General features: G+C 68.1%; 14 protein-coding genes. 9 read left to right on the top strand and 5 right to left on the bottom strand.

The genetic code is table 11. The annotated features are described in order from the left end of the window. Window positions 1–65: 65 nt before the first annotated feature. Both JOF55_RS13775 and JOF55_RS13770 read right to left on the bottom strand, forming a co-directional pair. Window positions 66–1400 carry an amidohydrolase gene (locus tag JOF55_RS13775; RefSeq protein WP_310274225.1) on the bottom strand — a complete coding sequence of 445 codons (1335 nt, stop codon included), beginning with the start codon at window positions 1398–1400 and terminating at the stop codon, window positions 66–68. A 61-nt stretch (window positions 1401–1461) separates the two neighbouring features. Further along, on the bottom strand, window positions 1462–2781 hold the full coding sequence (locus JOF55_RS13770; protein WP_310274223.1) for an MFS transporter: 1320 nt from the start codon (window positions 2779–2781) through the stop codon (window positions 1462–1464). A 106-nt stretch (window positions 2782–2887) separates the two neighbouring features. Between JOF55_RS13770 and JOF55_RS13765 the strand changes: the two genes are divergently transcribed. Further along, window positions 2888–3865 carry an Lrp/AsnC family transcriptional regulator gene (locus JOF55_RS13765; protein ID WP_310274221.1) on the top strand — a complete coding sequence of 326 codons (978 nt, stop codon included), beginning with the start codon at window positions 2888–2890 and terminating at the stop codon, window positions 3863–3865. 261 nt (window positions 3866–4126) lie between these two features. Next, window positions 4127–4279 (top strand): hypothetical protein, encoded by a 153-nt coding sequence (locus JOF55_RS13760; RefSeq protein ID WP_310274219.1) that lies wholly within the window; start codon window positions 4127–4129, stop codon window positions 4277–4279. Window positions 4280–4291: 12 nt separating this feature from the next. Here JOF55_RS13760 and JOF55_RS13755 read toward each other — a convergent pair whose 3' ends face one another. Beyond that, a complete protein-coding gene (locus JOF55_RS13755; RefSeq protein ID WP_310274216.1) occupies window positions 4292–6814 on the bottom strand; it encodes a UvrD-helicase domain-containing protein in 2523 nt (840 codons plus the stop codon). A 264-nt stretch (window positions 6815–7078) separates the two neighbouring features. On the opposite strand from JOF55_RS13755, the gene JOF55_RS13750 reads away from it, so the two are divergent. Beyond that, window positions 7079–7384, top strand: a complete 306-nt coding sequence (locus JOF55_RS13750; RefSeq protein ID WP_310274215.1) for a chorismate mutase — start codon at window positions 7079–7081, stop codon at window positions 7382–7384. Here JOF55_RS13750 and JOF55_RS13745 read toward each other — a convergent pair. Further along, window positions 7378–8190 carry a 3-hydroxybutyrate dehydrogenase gene (locus tag JOF55_RS13745; protein ID WP_310274213.1) on the bottom strand — a complete coding sequence of 271 codons (813 nt, stop codon included), beginning with the start codon at window positions 8188–8190 and terminating at the stop codon, window positions 7378–7380. The two genes, JOF55_RS13750 and JOF55_RS13745, sit on opposite strands and share 7 nt — an antisense overlap. Window positions 8191–8361: 171 nt before the next feature. Between JOF55_RS13745 and JOF55_RS13740 the strand changes: the two genes are divergently transcribed. The 6 genes from JOF55_RS13740 to JOF55_RS13715 all read left to right on the top strand — a co-directional run bounded on the left by JOF55_RS13740 (window position 8362) and on the right by JOF55_RS13715 (window position 15671). Next, window positions 8362–8679, top strand: a complete 318-nt coding sequence (locus JOF55_RS13740) for a hypothetical protein (protein ID WP_310274211.1) — start codon at window positions 8362–8364, stop codon at window positions 8677–8679. A 131-nt stretch (window positions 8680–8810) separates the two neighbouring features. After that, a complete protein-coding gene (locus JOF55_RS13735) occupies window positions 8811–9548 on the top strand; it encodes a PIG-L deacetylase family protein (RefSeq protein ID WP_310274209.1) in 738 nt (245 codons plus the stop codon). 44 nt (window positions 9549–9592) lie between these two features. Next, window positions 9593–10783 carry a hypothetical protein gene (locus JOF55_RS13730; RefSeq protein WP_310274207.1) on the top strand — a complete coding sequence of 397 codons (1191 nt, stop codon included), beginning with the start codon at window positions 9593–9595 and terminating at the stop codon, window positions 10781–10783. Between the two features lie 2 nt (window positions 10784–10785). After that, the gene (locus JOF55_RS13725; protein WP_310274206.1) at window positions 10786–11610 is read left to right on the top strand and encodes a hypothetical protein; all 825 of its coding nucleotides are present in this window, start codon (window positions 10786–10788) and stop codon (window positions 11608–11610) included. 581 nt (window positions 11611–12191) lie between these two features. Next, window positions 12192–13940 carry a serine/threonine-protein kinase gene (locus JOF55_RS13720; RefSeq protein WP_310274203.1) on the top strand — a complete coding sequence of 583 codons (1749 nt, stop codon included), beginning with the start codon at window positions 12192–12194 and terminating at the stop codon, window positions 13938–13940. 123 nt (window positions 13941–14063) lie between these two features. Continuing rightward, window positions 14064–15671, top strand: a complete 1608-nt coding sequence (locus JOF55_RS13715; RefSeq protein WP_310274201.1) for a serine/threonine-protein kinase — start codon at window positions 14064–14066, stop codon at window positions 15669–15671. 62 nt (window positions 15672–15733) lie between these two features. On the opposite strand, the gene JOF55_RS13710 is transcribed toward JOF55_RS13715, so the two are convergent. Then, window positions 15734–16630, bottom strand: a complete 897-nt coding sequence (locus JOF55_RS13710) for a LysR family transcriptional regulator (RefSeq protein ID WP_310274199.1) — start codon at window positions 16628–16630, stop codon at window positions 15734–15736. Between the last annotated feature and the right edge of the window lie 80 nt (window positions 16631–16710).

Below are 16710 nucleotides of genomic sequence, written 5' to 3'. Positions count from 1 at the left end.
AGCGAACGGACCGTTCACCCCTCTCCACGAGGCAACCGGTCCGTTCACCCCTCATCGACAGCCGCTCATTCCTCGTCGCCGCGGTAGCGCCGCACGGAGTCGAGACGGCGGCGCAGCGCGACGTAGTCGTCCCGGCCGAGCTTCGGCCCGCTGTCGCGGATCACTTCCTCGGCACCCGACGCACCGTCGGCGAGGAGGTCCACCGCACTCATCGCCATGAACTTCGCGGGGTTCACGGCGGCGAGCACGTGATCGCGGACGAAATAGCCGTTGGAATGCATCGGCGCATCGTTGCCGCTCGCTGCGAAGGGATGCGCCACCGGCATGACCCGCCCGAGGTCACCGACGTCGGTGGAGCTACCCAGATGCCCACCGTGGCGCAGCACATGCTCGTCGCCGAGCATATCGCGGCTGTTCGCGTCCACCACGTCCACGAGTGGCTCGTCGGGCACCAACGGCAGGTACCCGGTCACGGTGTTGATCTCCACCTCGGCCCCGAGCGCGACGGAGCCTGCCCGCAGGGCGCGGTCCACCTTCCGCGAGGCGTCCTCCATCGCTTCGACGGTGCGAGCGCGGATCATCATCTCCATTTCGGCGGCTCCCGGAATGGCGCTCACCGCCTCACCGCCATGGGTGATCAGGTGGCTGATGCGCACCATGTCGCTGTCGCGGAAGGTCTCGCGCTGGGCATCGACGGCGCTGACCGCGAGCGTGAGTGCCTTGGACGCGTTGACCGCCGACCACGGCTCGTTGCCCGCGTGGGCCGAGCGCCCCACGAACCGCACGCGCTTGATCAGCGAACCGTTGGCGGTGCCGCTCATGGTCGCCAGGGGATCACCGGCGCCCTCGGTGTGCGTGATCAGGGCCATGTCGATGTCGTCGAACTCGCCGAGCCGGATCAGTTCGGCCTTGCCCAGCATGAATTCCAGGTCCCCTGCTTCCCGCAGGGCCATCCGCCAGTCCAGCTCGATGCACTCCTCGGCGGGAACGCCGAACAGGACGACGTCGCCGTCCAGTTCGTCCATCACCGGCTGCAGCCCCAAGCCCGCACCGAGCATGGAGGCGGCCATCGCGTTGTGCCCGCAGGCGTGCGCGGCGCCCGTACCGGGGTCCGCGTACGGGTGGTCCGAGATCAGCAGCGAGTCGAGCTCACCGAGGATCGACACGGTCCGGCGGCGGGAACGCCCCGGCATCCGTGCCTTGACTCCGGTTCCGGCCAGGCCACTGCGGTACTCCAGCCCCATGTCGACGAACTGCTTGATCACTCGTCGGGCGGTGTCGTGCTCGCGGAAACCGGTCTCCGGATTGCGCATGATCTCGTCGCCGAATGCGACGATCCGCTCCGCCTGCCGGTCGATCTCGGCGCACACCCGCGCCTTGAGCTCGTCCTTGGATGTCACACCTACGCCCCTCCATCGAAGGCACTGTGCCGATACTGTCGCCCCCGGAACAGCCCGGTGGTCACTCGAGTTTTTTGCCCTTGGTCTCGGGCATGGAGGCGATCACCACGAGCCCCACCGCCAGCAGCAGGATCGTGTACCAGGTGAAAGCCGAGGGCATACCCGCCTCGGCCAGGTATGTCCGGAGGTACGGCGCGGTACCGCCTGCGACCGCCACCGCGATCGAGTAGGGCAAGGCCATACCGGAGGCACGCACCCTCGCCGGGAACATCTCGGCGAACATCGCGGGCAGGATCGAGGCCACAGCCGCGTGCACGACGAGTGCCACGGACATCGCCAGACCCAACTGCCAGACGGAGCCCTGGATGAGCCAGTTCAGCGGGAAGCTGAGCGCACCGAGCCCGACGCTGAAAATGACGAGGTTGGTCTTGCGGCCCCAGCGGTCGGAGACAGCACCCCACACCGGTAGCGCGGCGATGTAGACGAGATTGGCGATCACGCCCGCCCACAGTGCGCCGTCGGGGTCGATGCCTTTCACGGTGATCGCGTAGTTGGTCGCGCCGATCGCCCACGTGTAGAACAGCACCGTGCCGCCGACCGTCAGCCCGACCACGCGGAGCACGGCGATCCGGTTCTCCCAGATCCCCCGGAGCATGGATTGTTTCTCCGGTTCGGGAGTGTCCCGAGCGTTGCTGAATGCCGTTGTTTCCGGCAACCCACGGCGCAGGTAGAACGCGTAGATACCGAGCACGGCTCCGAGGGCGAACGGGATCCGCCATCCCCACGCCGTCATCTGCTCGTCGGTGAGCACTCCCTGCAGCGCCGCGGCCTGCACCGTCGCAAGAAGCACACCGATGGTCACGGCCACGTACATGCTCGAGGACCAGAGACCGCGGCGACGTGCCGGAGCGGCTTCGGCGAGGTAGGTGTACGAGGCGCCGATCTCCCCACCGATACCGAATCCCTGAGCCAGCCGAGCGAACAGCAGCAGTGCCGAGGCCACCAAGCCGACGCTGGGGTAGGTGGGAGCGACCGCGATGAACAGACTGCCCAGCGCGGTGACGGCCATCGACACCACCATCGCCCGCTGCCTGCCGAGGCGGTCGGCGAACCAGCCGAAGAAGATGCCCCCCAACGGCCGCATCACGAAGCCGACGGCGAACACCGCGAGAGTGGACAGCATCGCCGAGACCGCATTGGTCGCGTCGAAGAACTGCTGGGCGAAAAACGGCGCGAAGACCGCGTAGACGCTCCAGTCGTACCACTCCAGGGCATTGCCGACACCGGCGCCGAAGATGACCCGGCGCCATGGGGTGGATGCCCCGGCTCGGGTGTCATTGGGCGTCGATACACCGCTGGAAGCGGTGGCCACGGACGACATGGAACCTCCGAATGGACGTTTGCAGTTGGGGAAACAGCGTGTAAGTAATTTCAAAAGTAGGCAAGGGTCCTTGTGATATTGACGGAATCGGCCAATGATGTGGCCCATGGAGAGGATCGAGAGCCGCCCGGACGAGCTCGATCAGCGCATCATCGCGGCGTTGCAGGTGGATGGCCGCGCCTCGTGGCGGCGAATCGCCAAGGTGCTCCGAGAGCCCGAACGCACGGTCGCGCGCCGCGGAGCCCGGTTGCTGTCGACGGGTTCGGTGGCGGTGCGCGGATTCGCGCTCCGTGGGGAGATGGTGGTGCTCCGGCTGAACTGCGCACCCAGCGCACTCAGAGTGGCGGCGACGACCCTGGCGCGCCGCTCGGACACGACCTTCACGTATCTGATGACCGGCGCAGCCGACTGCGCCGCCGAGATCAGTTGTCCTTCCCCCCGGCTCGCCGCGCTCGTACTCGACGAGCTGCCCGGCACGCCGGGGCTCGTCGCCAGCTCCACGAACCCGGTATTGCGCTACTTCCGGGGTGTCCACGAGTGGCAGCCGGGCCTGCTGAGCGCGGACGAGGCCGCCGATATGGCCGAGTTCCCTCCGGTCACGACGTATGCGCCGCCCCCGGACCAGCCCCGAAGCCCCGAGGAACGGCAGCTGGTGCGCCTGCTCACCGAGGACGGTCGCCGAACCAACGAGGAACTCGCGGTACTGACTCGATTGTCCGAGCCGACGGTGCGGCGGCGTATCGACACGATGCGCCGGGAGGGACGGCTGCTCGTCCGGGCCGTTGTCGACCCCGCGTTGCTGGGCCTGCCGGTCGAGGCCCTGCTGTGGATGAAGATGTCACCCCGGTACATCGACCTGGTCGGCGAGTCCCTGCTCGATTCGAACTTCGTTCGCTACGCCGTGGCCACGGCGGGTGAGTACCAGATCCTGGTGCACGTGGCGATCACCGATACGGGGGCGTTGCACGAGTTCATCACCACCGCACCGTGGGCCGAGTACGTCGACGTGGTGGAGACCTCGATGATCATCGACGCACCCAAGCGAACCGGGGTGCTGCATCCTTCCCTGCGCGACGAGCAGTGAGCGGCTGCCGGGAGTGGGTGAATGGTCCGTTCACCCCTCCCCGCTCCCTTGGAGCTTGCCTCAGGTGGGTGGCTGGCTGGGGCCGGATGACATGGTGGATCGGTCGGTGCGGCGATGAGCCGTGGGAGGCCGGTGCAGCCGTTGGTTCCGCAGTTCACAGCGCGTTCGCAGGGCGACAGCCATTTTCGTCCCGGACGCGGCCTTCGAGCGGGCCACGCGATGTGCGGACGCGCTGGGACGAGCCGCTCGGAGTTCTTCACCGTGGCCGCTCGGCAATACCTGCGCCAGGTGAATGCCGAGGCACTGACCGAGCACATCAACTCCACCCCGAGTCTCGAGGACGAGGACGAGTCGGCCCGGGATGCCGTCCATGTCGGCCGCCGAAACCTGGCCGGCAACGGCGACACGTGGTGATCCGGCGCCGCCTTACAGCTTCACCAGCGGGACGCTGCCGATGAGCATCAGGCGCACGGTCCCCGAGTCGCCGAAGTCGATGGTCGCCGTCGCCCGCGTTCCCTCGCCCTCGGTGGCCACCACCGTGCCCAAGCCGTACTTGTCGTGATTGACCCGGTCACCGGCAGCCAGCTTGATGGCCACACTGTCCTTCCAGTTCTGCCCCGAGGCGGCGCGCGTCCCCGAACCCGAGCCACCACGGTCGGAACCACCACCGTGGCCGCCCCAGGTGCTGCGCACCTGCGGCGCGGCCCGTTGCGGCTCGATACGCCGCCACTGCACGAGTTCCTCGGGAATCTCGGCGAGGAACCGCGATGCCGGATTGGTCATCGGCTGGCCCCATGCCGAGCGCATCAACGCCCGCGATAGATACAGCCGCTGCCGCGACCGGGTGATTCCGACGTAGGCGAGCCTGCGCTCCTCGGCAAGCTCCGTCGAGTCGCCGAGCGCGCGGTTGTGCGGGAAGACACCGTCCTCCCAGCCGGTGGAGAACACGACGGGGAACTCCAGCCCCTTCGCGGTGTGCAGGGTCATCAGCGTGACCATGCCGTCGCCGGACTCGGGCAACGCGTCCGCATCGGCCACCAACGAGACCCGCTCCAGGAACGCCGCGAGGGAGTCATCGGCGGGCACGTCCAGCTCGGCCTCGCCGGCCTCCTCCGCGGCGGGCTCGGCAGGCGCCACCACCGACTCGGCCGATGCCTCGGCACCCTCCTCGGGCTGCTCCTGCCCGGAGGCGGCAGCGCCCTGGCCGCGCATCTCGGTGAACTCCCGCGCGACCGTGACCAGCTCGGTCAGATTCTCCACCCGGCTCGCATCCTGCGGGTCGTCACTGGCTTCGAGTTCACCGCGATAGCCGGTACGTTCCAGCAGCGTCTCCAGCACTTCCGCCACGTCGGACTCCGCCGCGACGTCGCGCAGCTCGTCCAGCAGTTCCACGAAACCCGCGATGGCCCGCTGCGCACGCGTGTTCAACTGCGCGATCTCCCCGGCAGCCGCCTGCCGCAGTGCGGCGGCGAACGAGATTCGCTGCTGTTCGGCATGGGACGAGACCACACCCTCGGCTCGGTCCCCGATGCCGCGTTTGGGCACGTTGAGGATGCGCCGCAGGCTGACCGTGTCGTCCGGGTTGTCCAGCACCCGCAGGTACGCGAGCGCATCACGGACCTCGCGCCGCTCGTAGAAACGCACCCCGCCGATCACCCGGTACGGCAACCCGAGCCGGATGAAGACCTCCTCGAACACGCGGGACTGGTTGTTGGTCCGGTAGAACACCGCGATGTCGCTGAACGCCGCATCTCCCCGATCGACGAGCCGGTCGATCTCGGCGGCGACGAAAGCCGCTTCGTCGTGCTCGTTGTCGGCGACGTACCCGACGACCGGTTCACCCTCGCCCGCCCTGCTCCACAGGCGCTTGTCACGGCGATTGGTGTTTCCCTTGATCACCGCGTTGGCAGCGGACAGGATCGTCTGTGTGGAGCGGTAATTCTGCTCCAACAGGATCGTGCGCGCCTGTGGGTAGTCGCGCTCGAACTCCTCGATGTTGCGGATCGTCGCACCGCGAAAGGCATAGATCGACTGGTCGGCGTCACCGACCACGCACAGCTCCGCCGGTTCGACCGCGCTCCCCTCGGGGAGGCCGGCGCCCTGCCCGCTGTCGCCCTGCCCGCTGCTGTCCCGCACCCCGACGAGCTCACGCACCAGCACGTACTGCGCGTGGTTGGTGTCCTGGTACTCGTCGACCAGCACGTGCCGGAAGCGGCGCCGGTAGTGCTCGGCCACCGACGGGAATCCCCGCAGCAGCTCGACCGTGCGCATGATCAGATCGTCGAAGTCCATCGCGTTGGACTCGGCGAGTCGGCGCTGGTAGGTGGCGTAGACCTCGGCAACCTTGCGTTCCAGGTCGTTGCCCGCCTGCTCGGCCGCGTCCTCGGGCGTGAGCAACTCGTTTTTCAGGTTCGACACCTGCGCGGCCAGCGTGCGCACGGGATAGCGCTTGGAGTCCAGCTCCAGATCCCGGGTGACCAGTGTGATCAGACGGCGGGAGTCGTCGGCGTCGTAGATGGAGAAGTTCGACGAGAGACCGAGCACCTTCGCCTCCCGCCGGAGCACCCGCACGCACATCGAGTGAAACGTCGACACCCACATGGCACCGGCACGGCGACCGACCAGGTCGACCACGCGCTCCTTCATCTCGGTGGCGGCCCGGTTGGTGAAGGTGATCGCCATGATCTGGCCGGGGTGAACCTTGCGCACGTCCAGCAGATGGGCGATACGGTGGGTGAGCACCTTGGTCTTGCCGGAGCCTGCACCTGCCACGACCAGCAGCGGTGAACCGCTGTGCACGACCGCCTCGCGCTGCTGCGGGTTGAGATCGGCCACCAGCGCCTCCGGGTCGTACTCCCGTGCCGCCTGCGGCTCGGCGGAATCGGCCACCCCGAACGTGTCCTCGATTCGGGAAGAGCCGTCGTGGGGGATGTCGAATAGGGCGCTCATCGACCGTTCAGAGTACCGGCAGGACCCGCCGGGATCCGAATCGCCGCAAGAACCATCCGGTGGCCTGCCTCACTCCGCAGGGCGGCTCGGCCGTGATAGGCTGCCCCTGTGCTGGCACGCAACTACGAGTTTTTTTACGGGCCCGGGACTCCGGCGCCCGTAGTTGTGTGAGCTCGAAACCACCACGCCGCCCCGGAGTCCTCGGACTCGGGGCGTTCACGTATCCGGGTCGAGGCCGGGGCCCACGAGCCGGAGGACGAAACCATGAGCACCACCGTGGACAACGAACAGCAGTGGTCCGAAGCGCCCGACCCGGAGCAGCCCGACGAGAAACCGATCAGTGACCTCCGTGAGGAGATCGATCACCTCGACGCCGAAATCCTGCGTCTGATCAAGCGGCGCGCCGAGGTCTCCCGCGAGATCGGCGCGGCCCGGATGGCCGAGGGCGGTCCCCGCATCATCTACAACCGTGAAATGGACGTGCTCGCGCGCTACCGCGAACTCGGCCCGGAAGGTCGCGAACTCGCCATGATCCTGCTGCGTCTCGGCCGAGGCCGCCTGGGTCACTGAGCGGCCCAACCCCCGTCCATCGGAAACGACGATCCGGTGACCGAACCGCTCGCCGGACCGCACAGCCAGGCTGCGAGCTCGGCGACCTCGTCGGGCTCCACCAGGCGCTTCACGGCCGTGTGGGACAGGAGCACATCCTCGACCACCTGCTCTCGGGGGACGCGGTGCAGCACCGCGTGTTCGGCCACCTGCTGCTCCACGAGTGGGGTGCGCACATAACCCGGGCAGATGCAGTTCGAGGTGACACCGTATCCGGCGGCTTCGAGCGCGACCGTCTTGGAGAGTCCTTCCAGGCCGTGCTTGGCGGTCACATAGGCACTCTTGAACGGGGACGCGCGCAGGCCGTGGACCGACGAGATGTTGATGATGCGGCCCCATTCCCGGGCATACATGCCGGGCAACGCCGTGCGGATGATCCGGAACGGGGATTCCAGCATCACGGTCAGCAACCGGGAGAAAACATCCGGAGGGAAGTGGTGAACCGGGGCCACGTGCTGCATACCCGCGTTGTTGACCACGATGTCGGCGCCCTCGCCGACGTCGGCGGCATCATCCGGATCACTCAGGTCCGTCACGAGCGGATGACCGTCGATCTCGGCCGCCACCTCTTCCACCGCGTCGGCGGTGCGGTCCACGGCGACGACGGTGGCTCCCGCGGCCGCGAGTCGTCGTGCCACGGCCGCACCGATACCACTGCCCGCACCCGTCACGACCGCCCGCCTGCCGGCGAGGTTTCCGGCACTCCCCGCATCCGAGCTCGCATTCCCCACACCGGGTTCGGGCACGGACGGTGAACTGTCACCCATAGCCGAGAAACTAAAGGTATTCGCGTCCGGAAGCCATAGCCAAGAAGCGGTGCGTTCGCACCTCGTGACCACATGCCTCACCCGGTCCGGGGCTTGTCGGTGCTGGGCCGACCGAAATATCGGGGATCTCACCGATGCCGGATACGGGTCGGATGAGGCAGACTCACACGTATGGGTGCTGTTGTGGATGTGGTGGCCTTTATCGTCACGCTCGTTGCCTTCGTCGCCGCGGCCGGGCATGGCGGCTATCTCGCGATGCTGTCCTCGGCGGCACGCAAGCGACCCGGTGGTCAGCCTGCCGTCGACTTCGCCCGGAAACGCATGCCGGTCACCGGGGTCACGCTCGGCGTGACACTGCTGGCCCTGCTGATCTCCAGCGGCGGTGTCGGTGCGGATATCGTGGCCATCCTGCTCGGCGGTGGCGGTGGCATCGCCTCGGTCAAGGCGCTGCAAAGCAGCCAGACCCGATTCCGCAGCGGCCGGTACTGAGCCGGTCACCGGCTCTTGTCCGAAAATTCGTGGTGCCGTCAACGCCGACACGGCAACACGATGGTGTGTCACAGGGCGTGATTGTCGACACCCGGAGCGCACACACTTCCGCAGGGTCCTAACCTGTGACCATGACCACGGACCCGGAACCTGCCGCCGATGACATCCGGCGGGCACTCGTGGTCACTGCTCACCCCGATGACGTCGACTTCGGTTGCGCGGGCACCGTCGCGGCATGGACAGCGGCGGGAGTGGAGGTCACCTACTGCGTCTGCACGTCCGGAGAAGCCGGTGGCTTCGACGACACGGCACGAACGGACATGCCCCAGCTCAGACAGCAGGAGCAACGTGCGGCCGCCGAAGCGGCCGGAGTCACCGACGTCGTCTTCCTGGGCTACCGGGACGGCCAGGTGGTCGTGAACCTCTCCCTGCGGCGGGACATCACCAAGGTCATCCGCACGGTGTGCCCGGATGTGGTCGTCACGCATTCCCCGGAAATCAACTGGGATGCCGTGACGCTCTCGCATCCGGACCACCGCGCGGTCGGTGAGGCCGCTCTCGCGGCGGTCTATCCGGACGCGCGCAACGCGTTCGCACACCCGGACCTGTCCGAGCAGCACGGGTTACAGCCCTGGACGGTCCGCCAACTGTGGATGTCGGAGTCGTCGCAGGAGCGAATCAACCACGCGGTCGACATCACCGAGCAGTTCGACACGAAGATGGCCGCTCTCCGCGCGCACCACTCCCAAACCGCGCGCCTCCACGATCTCGAAGGGATGATCCGTCAGCATCTGGAAGGCAACGCCGAGCGGTACGGCCCCGCCCCGGGCCGTCTCGCGGAAGTGTTCCACGTGGTCAACACGGCCTGATCGAATTCGGCGGCCCGCACCGGGCGGCAGAAAGTCGAGACCTCATGCGCAGCGCCAAACCCACCGGTTGGACCGGCCGGATCGAAGGACCGGTCGCTCCACAGGCACACCAGCAGCCCACCAGCCCGATTCCGCAGCATCCGCACAGGCACTCACCGCAGGAACCTCGACACGACCCGATCGAGGACACCAACCCATCCGGCCTGTACAAGTTCGACCTCGGAATGGTGCCCGCATCGGTCACGCCACCACCGAGCTGGCGACGTGCCGCATGGTTCGCGGTGGCTTCGTCGGCAGCCACGCTGGGCGGCCTCATGTTCGCGACGGCGGCCATGATGGGCAGCAATACCGCCTCCATCCAGGGACTGGAGGTGCCGAACATGCCCCGTGGCGGGGAGTATCCCCCGCTTCCCGCAACGGGCAATCACGTGCCGACCGCGAAGCCGACCGACTCGATGTCCCTGGAACAGCGGCCGTCTCACCCGACGACCACCCCACCGGAACCGAACCAGTCGGACGGAGCCGGCGCACCCGGTGCCGCACCACCCCGCACGAGCGCGCCCGACTCCACGGGTCCACCCGCGACCACCCCGGACGGCGAGAGCCCGAGCCTTCCGGGAGAGCACCTCATCCCCGGCCAGGAATTGCCCATCCGGGAAATCCCCGGGTACGAGTTACCCGACTACGAAGTCCCGGGCGGGGAGTTATCCGGCGACGAGCCATCGGGAGGAGTCTCCTCCGGCGACGGCTCATCCGTCGGTGTGCCCTCCGGTGCCGGCACACCCGGTGATGGATCGTTCAGTGGTGAATCACTCGGTGGTGAGTCGTCCGGTAAAACCCCGGCCGGTGGTGAATCATCGGGTGGGGAACCGTCGGGCTCCACCTCGCCCTCCAGAAGCACCGAAGCCTTCGGGATCACCAATGTCCTGATCACCGGCAACAAGGCCATCCGGCAACGCACGCAGCAGTACTTCACGGCCGTATCCCGCGGTGATCTCCGCAACGCCTACGCCATGACCGCCGGAGAACTGCGGGCGGAAGGCTACGCGGGTTTCGCCACCCGCTACGCCGATGCCTCCTCCATCGAAGTCGTCGACAGCTCCGCGCAGGACGAGAGCACCGTGACGACCCTGCGCCTCACCCGCGAGGACGGCACCGTGCTCACTCAGCGCCGAGAACTCGAGTTCACCACCGACAAGACACCCATGATCGTCGCCGACACCCCCGTTTCCTGAGCATGAACTCCGACCCCACCGAACGGGGACGCTCTCGTGCCCGGACACGGTCCCGGAACGTCAGCGTTGCCGAGTTGATCGGCCGCCACCCCGGACCGGTGCGATCATTACTGCCCGGCAGCGAACCCGGCAGGCACGAACAGCAACACGAACAGCAACCGGGCACGCACGGCCGGGGCACAGTGCCGCATCCGGACCCGCCGTCCCCACCGAGGACACTGCGTACGGCCGGAGCGCTGCTGGGGGTCCTGCTGCTGTGCGGCGGGATGACACTGACCTCGCTGATCCTGCAGCGGTCACCGGCGAGCTCCCCTGCGGTCCCCGGCGCACGGGCGGAACCGGTCACGGGAGCACAGGCGCTGCGCCCGGACCTGCTGCACCGGGCCCGGCCGTTCACCGTGGCTCGGCCTCCTGCCCGGGAGTCCGGACAACTACGCCTCGAGGACCTCCTGGGCCCACCGCCACCGAAAGCGGAATCGGATGTCGGCCTGGGGCAGGCGAACCCGCTCGCCGGAAGCACGAGATCCGCGATACTGCTGATCACCAACTTCCACCGCTTGCTCGGCACCGACCCCGATCGAGCCATGGCCCTGGTATCCCCGGAACTCATCACCACACAGCGCGCCGAGATCGTACGAGCGTGGCAGGCGTTGAAGTCGGTACGAACGCAGCGGATCCATTCCCGGCAGGATGGTGCGGTGGTTGCCACGCTCACGGCAGAACACCCCGACGGCAGGCACATCATGCTTCGGCACGTGTTCACCGTGGACGAGGGCACCCACCCGTATATCGTCGACATCGAACTACTGGCCGCCAGGCACACATGACCGGATACACGAAAAACAGCCGCCTGCGCGATCATCCGGGGGATGTCCGAGGGGGATACCGCCGGACGGCGCAATGTCCGGCCGACGGTCGCCGGTATTCTCACAACAATGCGGCAACGACCTGTCTTCTCCGCCGAGAGATACGAGGCCGTGAATGTCCGCCCGAGACGCCACACACCTCGGGTGTCGGCACTCCTGCCCGACCCGACGAATCGGGCCGCTCGCGCGCAGGCACGGTCGGGAACCACCCGCCCACGTTGCGCGTCAACTGCGGAAACGAGGAACGGGCCGCGATACCGCCTCCGATGTGCCACGGCATTCGGTCGCGCACGAACGCGGCACGAGAGCGAGAGATCGCGAATTCCCGGACTTGGGGCCTACGGGGAAACGGCATCGGCTAGGCTGCCGTAGCACGGTCGGATGTGCCACGGGGCACCTCGGCCGATGGACAAGCATGTACATGTCGGAGGGCCGGACCCGGCCCACCAAATCCACCGGCACCCGGTGGTTCACCGTTCCGCGGGGCACAAGAGCGCGGGACATGGCCATTCGGATGCCGAGAGCAGTACGGGGAGACGTCGGTGAGCGACGAAGGTCGCCTGGTTGCCGGACGCTACCGAGTGCAGCGACGCATCGGCAGTGGCGCGATGGGCGTGGTCTGGGAGTGTGTCGATGAGCGCCTGCATCGCACGGTCGCGGTCAAGCAGTTGCTGCTGCAGCCCGGGTTGGATCCGGGTGAAGCCGAGGAAGCGCGGCAGCGGGCAATGCGGGAAGGTCGGATCGCGGCCCGGCTGCAGCACGCGCACGCGGTATCGGTCTACGACGTAGCCGAGGACGAAGGCCAGCCGGTGCTGGTCATGGAATTTCTGCCCTCCACCAGCCTCGCGTCGATGATGTCCGAGCACGGTCCGCTGCCCCCTCGGGAGGTGGCGCGGATCGGCGCCCAGGTGGCCTCGGCGCTCGGTGCCGCTCACTCGGCGGGAGTGGTACACCGGGACATCAAACCGGGCAACATCCTGCTCGGGCAGGACGGCACGGTGAAGATCACCGATTTCGGGATCTCCCGCGCTCAGGGAGACGTGGCGGTCACCAAGACCGGCATGTTGGCGGGCACTCCCGCGTACCTGTCGCCCGACGTCGCCTGTGGCGAGGAGCCCACGGGGGCCTCGGACGTGTTCTCCCTCGGCGCCACGCTGTACGCGGCGATCGAGGGCCGTCCGCCGTTCGGCCAGAGCGAGAACACACTGGCGCTACTGCACGCCGTCGCCGCGGGCCGGGTCGAGCATCCGCAGAACTCCGGGCCGATGAGTGAGCCGCTGATGGCGATGCTGCAGGCCCGCGTCGAGGACCGCCCGGACATGGCGCAGGTGCGCGAGATGCTGCAGGCCGTCGCCGACGGGCAGGACGTGACCTCGGTGCCGACGTCTGCCGCGCCGATTCCCCCGGCGATGGATCCCGGCTCGGCAGCAGCTACCAGCGCACCGAACCTGACTCCTTCTCCTGCGGTCGGCCAGGACGGGACGAGCGTCGCGGCGGGATACCCCTACGACGAGGATCCCTACAGCGAGGATGCCTACCCGGACGCCACCTCGTACATGGGTGCGGACACGCGCGGGGATGCGGCACTGACCGAGTCTCCGCGGCGACGCAAGGGCCCGGTGTTGGTCTCCGGGATCGCACTGGCCGCCGCTGCCGTCATCTCCGTTCTCGTGACGTCGGCGTTTCTGGGGGATCAGAACGGCAGGACCTCGGTCGATCCCGCCGGAAACGAGGAGACCAGCAGGCAGGCGCCGCCACCGATCGCACCGGACCGGACGACGATCCGCCGGTGGACGACCGTGTACCCGAGCGACGAGAAGGACAACCGGCAGCAGGAGCAGCAGGAGCAGCGGCCGGACAATCCCAATCCCACGACGCAGCCACAGCAGCCGGGCAATCCCACCAGCGGAAGTGATCCCACCGGCGGCGAGCCCACCGGCGGCACCGGCGACGGCGGCACCGGCGACGGCGGCACCGGCGACGGCGGCACCGGCGACGGCGGCACCGGCGACGGCGGCACCGGCGACGGCGGCACCGGCGACGGCGGCACCGGCGACGGCGGCACCGGCGACGGCGGCACCGGCGACGGCGGCACCGGCGACGGCGGCACCGGTGACGGCGGCACCGGCGATGGCGGCACCGGTGACGGCGGCACCGGCGACGGCGGCACCGGCGACGGCGGCACCGGCGACGGCGGCACCGGCGACGGCGGCGAAACTCAGCCTGCTGGAGACGGCACCACCGGCGGCAGTAGTGCAGAACCATCGGAGTCGCAGATCTCCGCGGTCTGATTGCGGCCGGTGACTGCCGGGGTGGCGTGACCCAGTACCGTTACGGGCGCCGAGTGAAGCCGGTCGCGAGGGGCCCGGCCGGAGTCATCCCCGCACCGGCACCACCAGGACCAGGAGACACGTGTGAGCGACGAAGGTCGTCTGATCGCGGGCCGATACCGGCTGTACCAGCAGATCGGCAGTGGCGCGATGGGGGTCGTGTGGCGTGCCGTCGATGAGCGCCTCCAGCGCACGGTCGCGGTCAAGCAACTGCTGCTGCAGGCAGGCCAGACCGACGCCGAAACCGAAGAAGCCCGTGAACGCTCGATGCGCGAGGGCCGTATCGCGGCACGGCTGCAGCATCAGAACGCGATCGCGATCTTCGACGTCGCCGAGGACGAAGGCCAGCCGGTGCTGGTCATGGAGTACCTGCCGTCGGAAAGCCTGGCGTCGATGATTTCCGAGCGCGGTGTGCTTCCGCCGCTGGAGGTCGCCAGAATCGGCGCCCAGGTCGCGGGTGCACTCTCGGCTGCTCACATGGCGGGCATCGTGCATCGGGATCTCAAGCCCGGCAACATCCTGCTCGGCGACAACGGCCAGGCCAAGATCACCGACTTCGGGATCTCGCGGGCGATCGGCGACGTGGCGGTCACCCAGAGCGGCATCCTGGCCGGTACTCCCGCGTACCTGTCGCCGGAGGTCGCGCTGGGCCGCGACCCGGCTCCCGCCTCGGACGTGTTCTCGCTCGGGTCGACGCTGTATGCGGCGATCGAAGGGCACCCGCCGTTCGGAGTCGACGAGAACGCCATCAGCCTGTTGCACCGGGTCTCGCGCGGTCAGGTGGAACCGCCCCGACAGGGCGGACCGATGACGGTCGCGCTCATGCAGCTCCTGCGGCCCGATCCGGTGGAACGTCCGACCATGGCGCAAGCGCAGGTCATCCTGCAGGCCGTGGCAGAGGGACGGCCGATTCCCAACAGCACCGGTGGACGGCAGTCCACCCCTGCTCCGGCACCTGCCCCACCCGCGGCACCTGGGCCGGCGGTCTCTGCGGCCCACGGTGCCCCGGCATCGCAGGGCTCCGGTGGCACCCGGCTCGACCAGACCTCCGGAGGCAACCCGCCCGTCCAGCTCGGCGACTCCGCGTCCGCCGATTCGACCGGGTCCACGAAAGCCCGTCAGCGAATCGTGTGGGTCGTGGCCGTGGCAGCCGCGATTCTCATCGGTGTGCTGGTCGCCAACGCCTTCGGCAGTGTCGGCGCGAATCGGTCGAGCGCGCAGCAACCGTCCTTGCCCGCCGCCGCTCCCACAACAGTCGCTCCGGCCCCGACCTCAGCGCCGGAGCCACCGGCCACAACGGGTCCTCGTACGACGGCACCTCCGTCCAGTAGCGCCGCTCCCAGCAGTACGGAATCGAGTGCTCCGACACGCAGCAGCACGAAGAAGGTGCCCGGCAAGAAGCTGGAGGCCGCGGTCAAGAAGTACTTCTCCCTGGTTCCCGACAAGCTGGACAAGTCGTGGGCGATGCTCGGGCCTGAAATGCAGCAGATGGGCAAGGACGAATACGAGGACTGGTGGAACTCGGTCAAGGACGTCAAGATCGTCGAAAAACCGAAGGCCCTCGGCAACAAGGTACTGGTGACTCTGCGGTACAAGATGGACGAGGAGGAGAAGACGACCACCGAGAAACATCTCCTCGGCATGATCGTCGAGAACGGTAAGCCGCTGATCAACTCCGACAACCGCCTGTGACTGAACCGCCTGCCTCGAGGAGGCAGAGGTCCAGCAGGTGCCCGCCCCTCGGGTGCAGGTCCTCAGGCGCCTGCGGAGTCGAACAGTGCCGTGAGCAGTGATCGAGTGGCGGGCTGGTCGGCGATGGCTTCACGGACACCGACGTAGATCCGCCGCACCGGCTCGGGGTTGCGCACCGTGCGCACCACCACGCCGGGGTGCACGATGTCCAGCCCCAGACGCGGCAACAGCGCCACGCCGAGTCCGGCTGCCACGAATCCCTGGGCGGCCTGCGGACTGTCCGCGTCGACGGCGACCGTCGGGGTGAAGCCCGCGGAGGCGAACGCATCCGAGAGCGATTCGGTGCACGGCCCCGGCGCGAGGCCACCGTGGATCCACGACTCCCCGGCCAGTTGAGTGAGGTCGAGAGGATCCTCCTCAGCACACAGCGGATGCCCCTGGGGCAGCACCGCGTGATACGGCTCGTCGACGAGATGCAACATGCGCACGCCTCGCGCTCCCGGAACGTCACGTCCGATCACGAGGACCACGACATCGGCCTCGCCATCGGCCACCTGCTCGAGCACGCCTTCCTCGACCATCCGCAGGTCGAGCTGTACCTCGGGACGTTCGGTACGGAACTTCGCCACGGCGGGCGGGATCAGCGCGACGCTGGCGCTCTGGAAGAACCGCACGCGCAGCAGGCCGGTGCGTCCGGCACGGAGATCGGCGAGCTCGGCTTCGGTCGTGTTGAGCAGTTCGGACAGCGTGCCCGCCCGCTCCGACAGGAGCATTCCCGCCGGAGTCGCGCGCACTCCACGCCCCACCTTCTCCAGCAGCGTCGTGCCCGCCTCTCGTTCCAGAGCCGAGACCTGCTGACTGATCGCGGACGGCGTGTAGCCGAGATTCGTCGCCGCGGCGCTGACCGAGCCGCTGGTCACCACCGCCCGCAGTACCTGCATCCGGCGTACATCCAGCATGCACACAACGATACAGGTTTCCTGAATATTCGGTGTAGATAGTTTCACTTGTCCTTACTGCTGAGCGGACCCACCCTGGA

It is taken from the genome of Haloactinomyces albus, from assembly GCF_031458135.1.
Lineage (GTDB): Bacteria > Actinomycetota > Actinomycetes > Mycobacteriales > Pseudonocardiaceae > Haloactinomyces > Haloactinomyces albus.
The sequence above is the reverse complement of the archived record's forward strand: the minus strand, read 5'-3'. Positions and strand labels throughout refer to the sequence as shown.

Coding starts and splice junctions, on each gene's coding strand:
- JOF55_RS13725 (WP_310274206.1), top strand. CDS start 10,786: ATGAACTCCGACCCCACCGAACGGGGACGCTCTCGTGCCCGGACACGG.
- JOF55_RS13730 (WP_310274207.1), top strand. CDS start 9,593: ATGCGCAGCGCCAAACCCACCGGTTGGACCGGCCGGATCGAAGGACCG.
- JOF55_RS13755 (WP_310274216.1), bottom strand. CDS start 6,814: ATGAGCGCCCTATTCGACATCCCCCACGACGGCTCTTCCCGAATCGAG.
- JOF55_RS13745 (WP_310274213.1), bottom strand. CDS start 8,190: ATGGGTGACAGTTCACCGTCCGTGCCCGAACCCGGTGTGGGGAATGCG.
- JOF55_RS13750 (WP_310274215.1), top strand. CDS start 7,079: ATGAGCACCACCGTGGACAACGAACAGCAGTGGTCCGAAGCGCCCGAC.
- JOF55_RS13740 (WP_310274211.1), top strand. CDS start 8,362: ATGGGTGCTGTTGTGGATGTGGTGGCCTTTATCGTCACGCTCGTTGCC.
- JOF55_RS13710 (WP_310274199.1), bottom strand. CDS start 16,630: ATGCTGGATGTACGCCGGATGCAGGTACTGCGGGCGGTGGTGACCAGC.
- JOF55_RS13770 (WP_310274223.1), bottom strand. CDS start 2,781: ATGTCGTCCGTGGCCACCGCTTCCAGCGGTGTATCGACGCCCAATGAC.
- JOF55_RS13765 (WP_310274221.1), top strand. CDS start 2,888: ATGGAGAGGATCGAGAGCCGCCCGGACGAGCTCGATCAGCGCATCATC.
- JOF55_RS13735 (WP_310274209.1), top strand. CDS start 8,811: ATGACCACGGACCCGGAACCTGCCGCCGATGACATCCGGCGGGCACTC.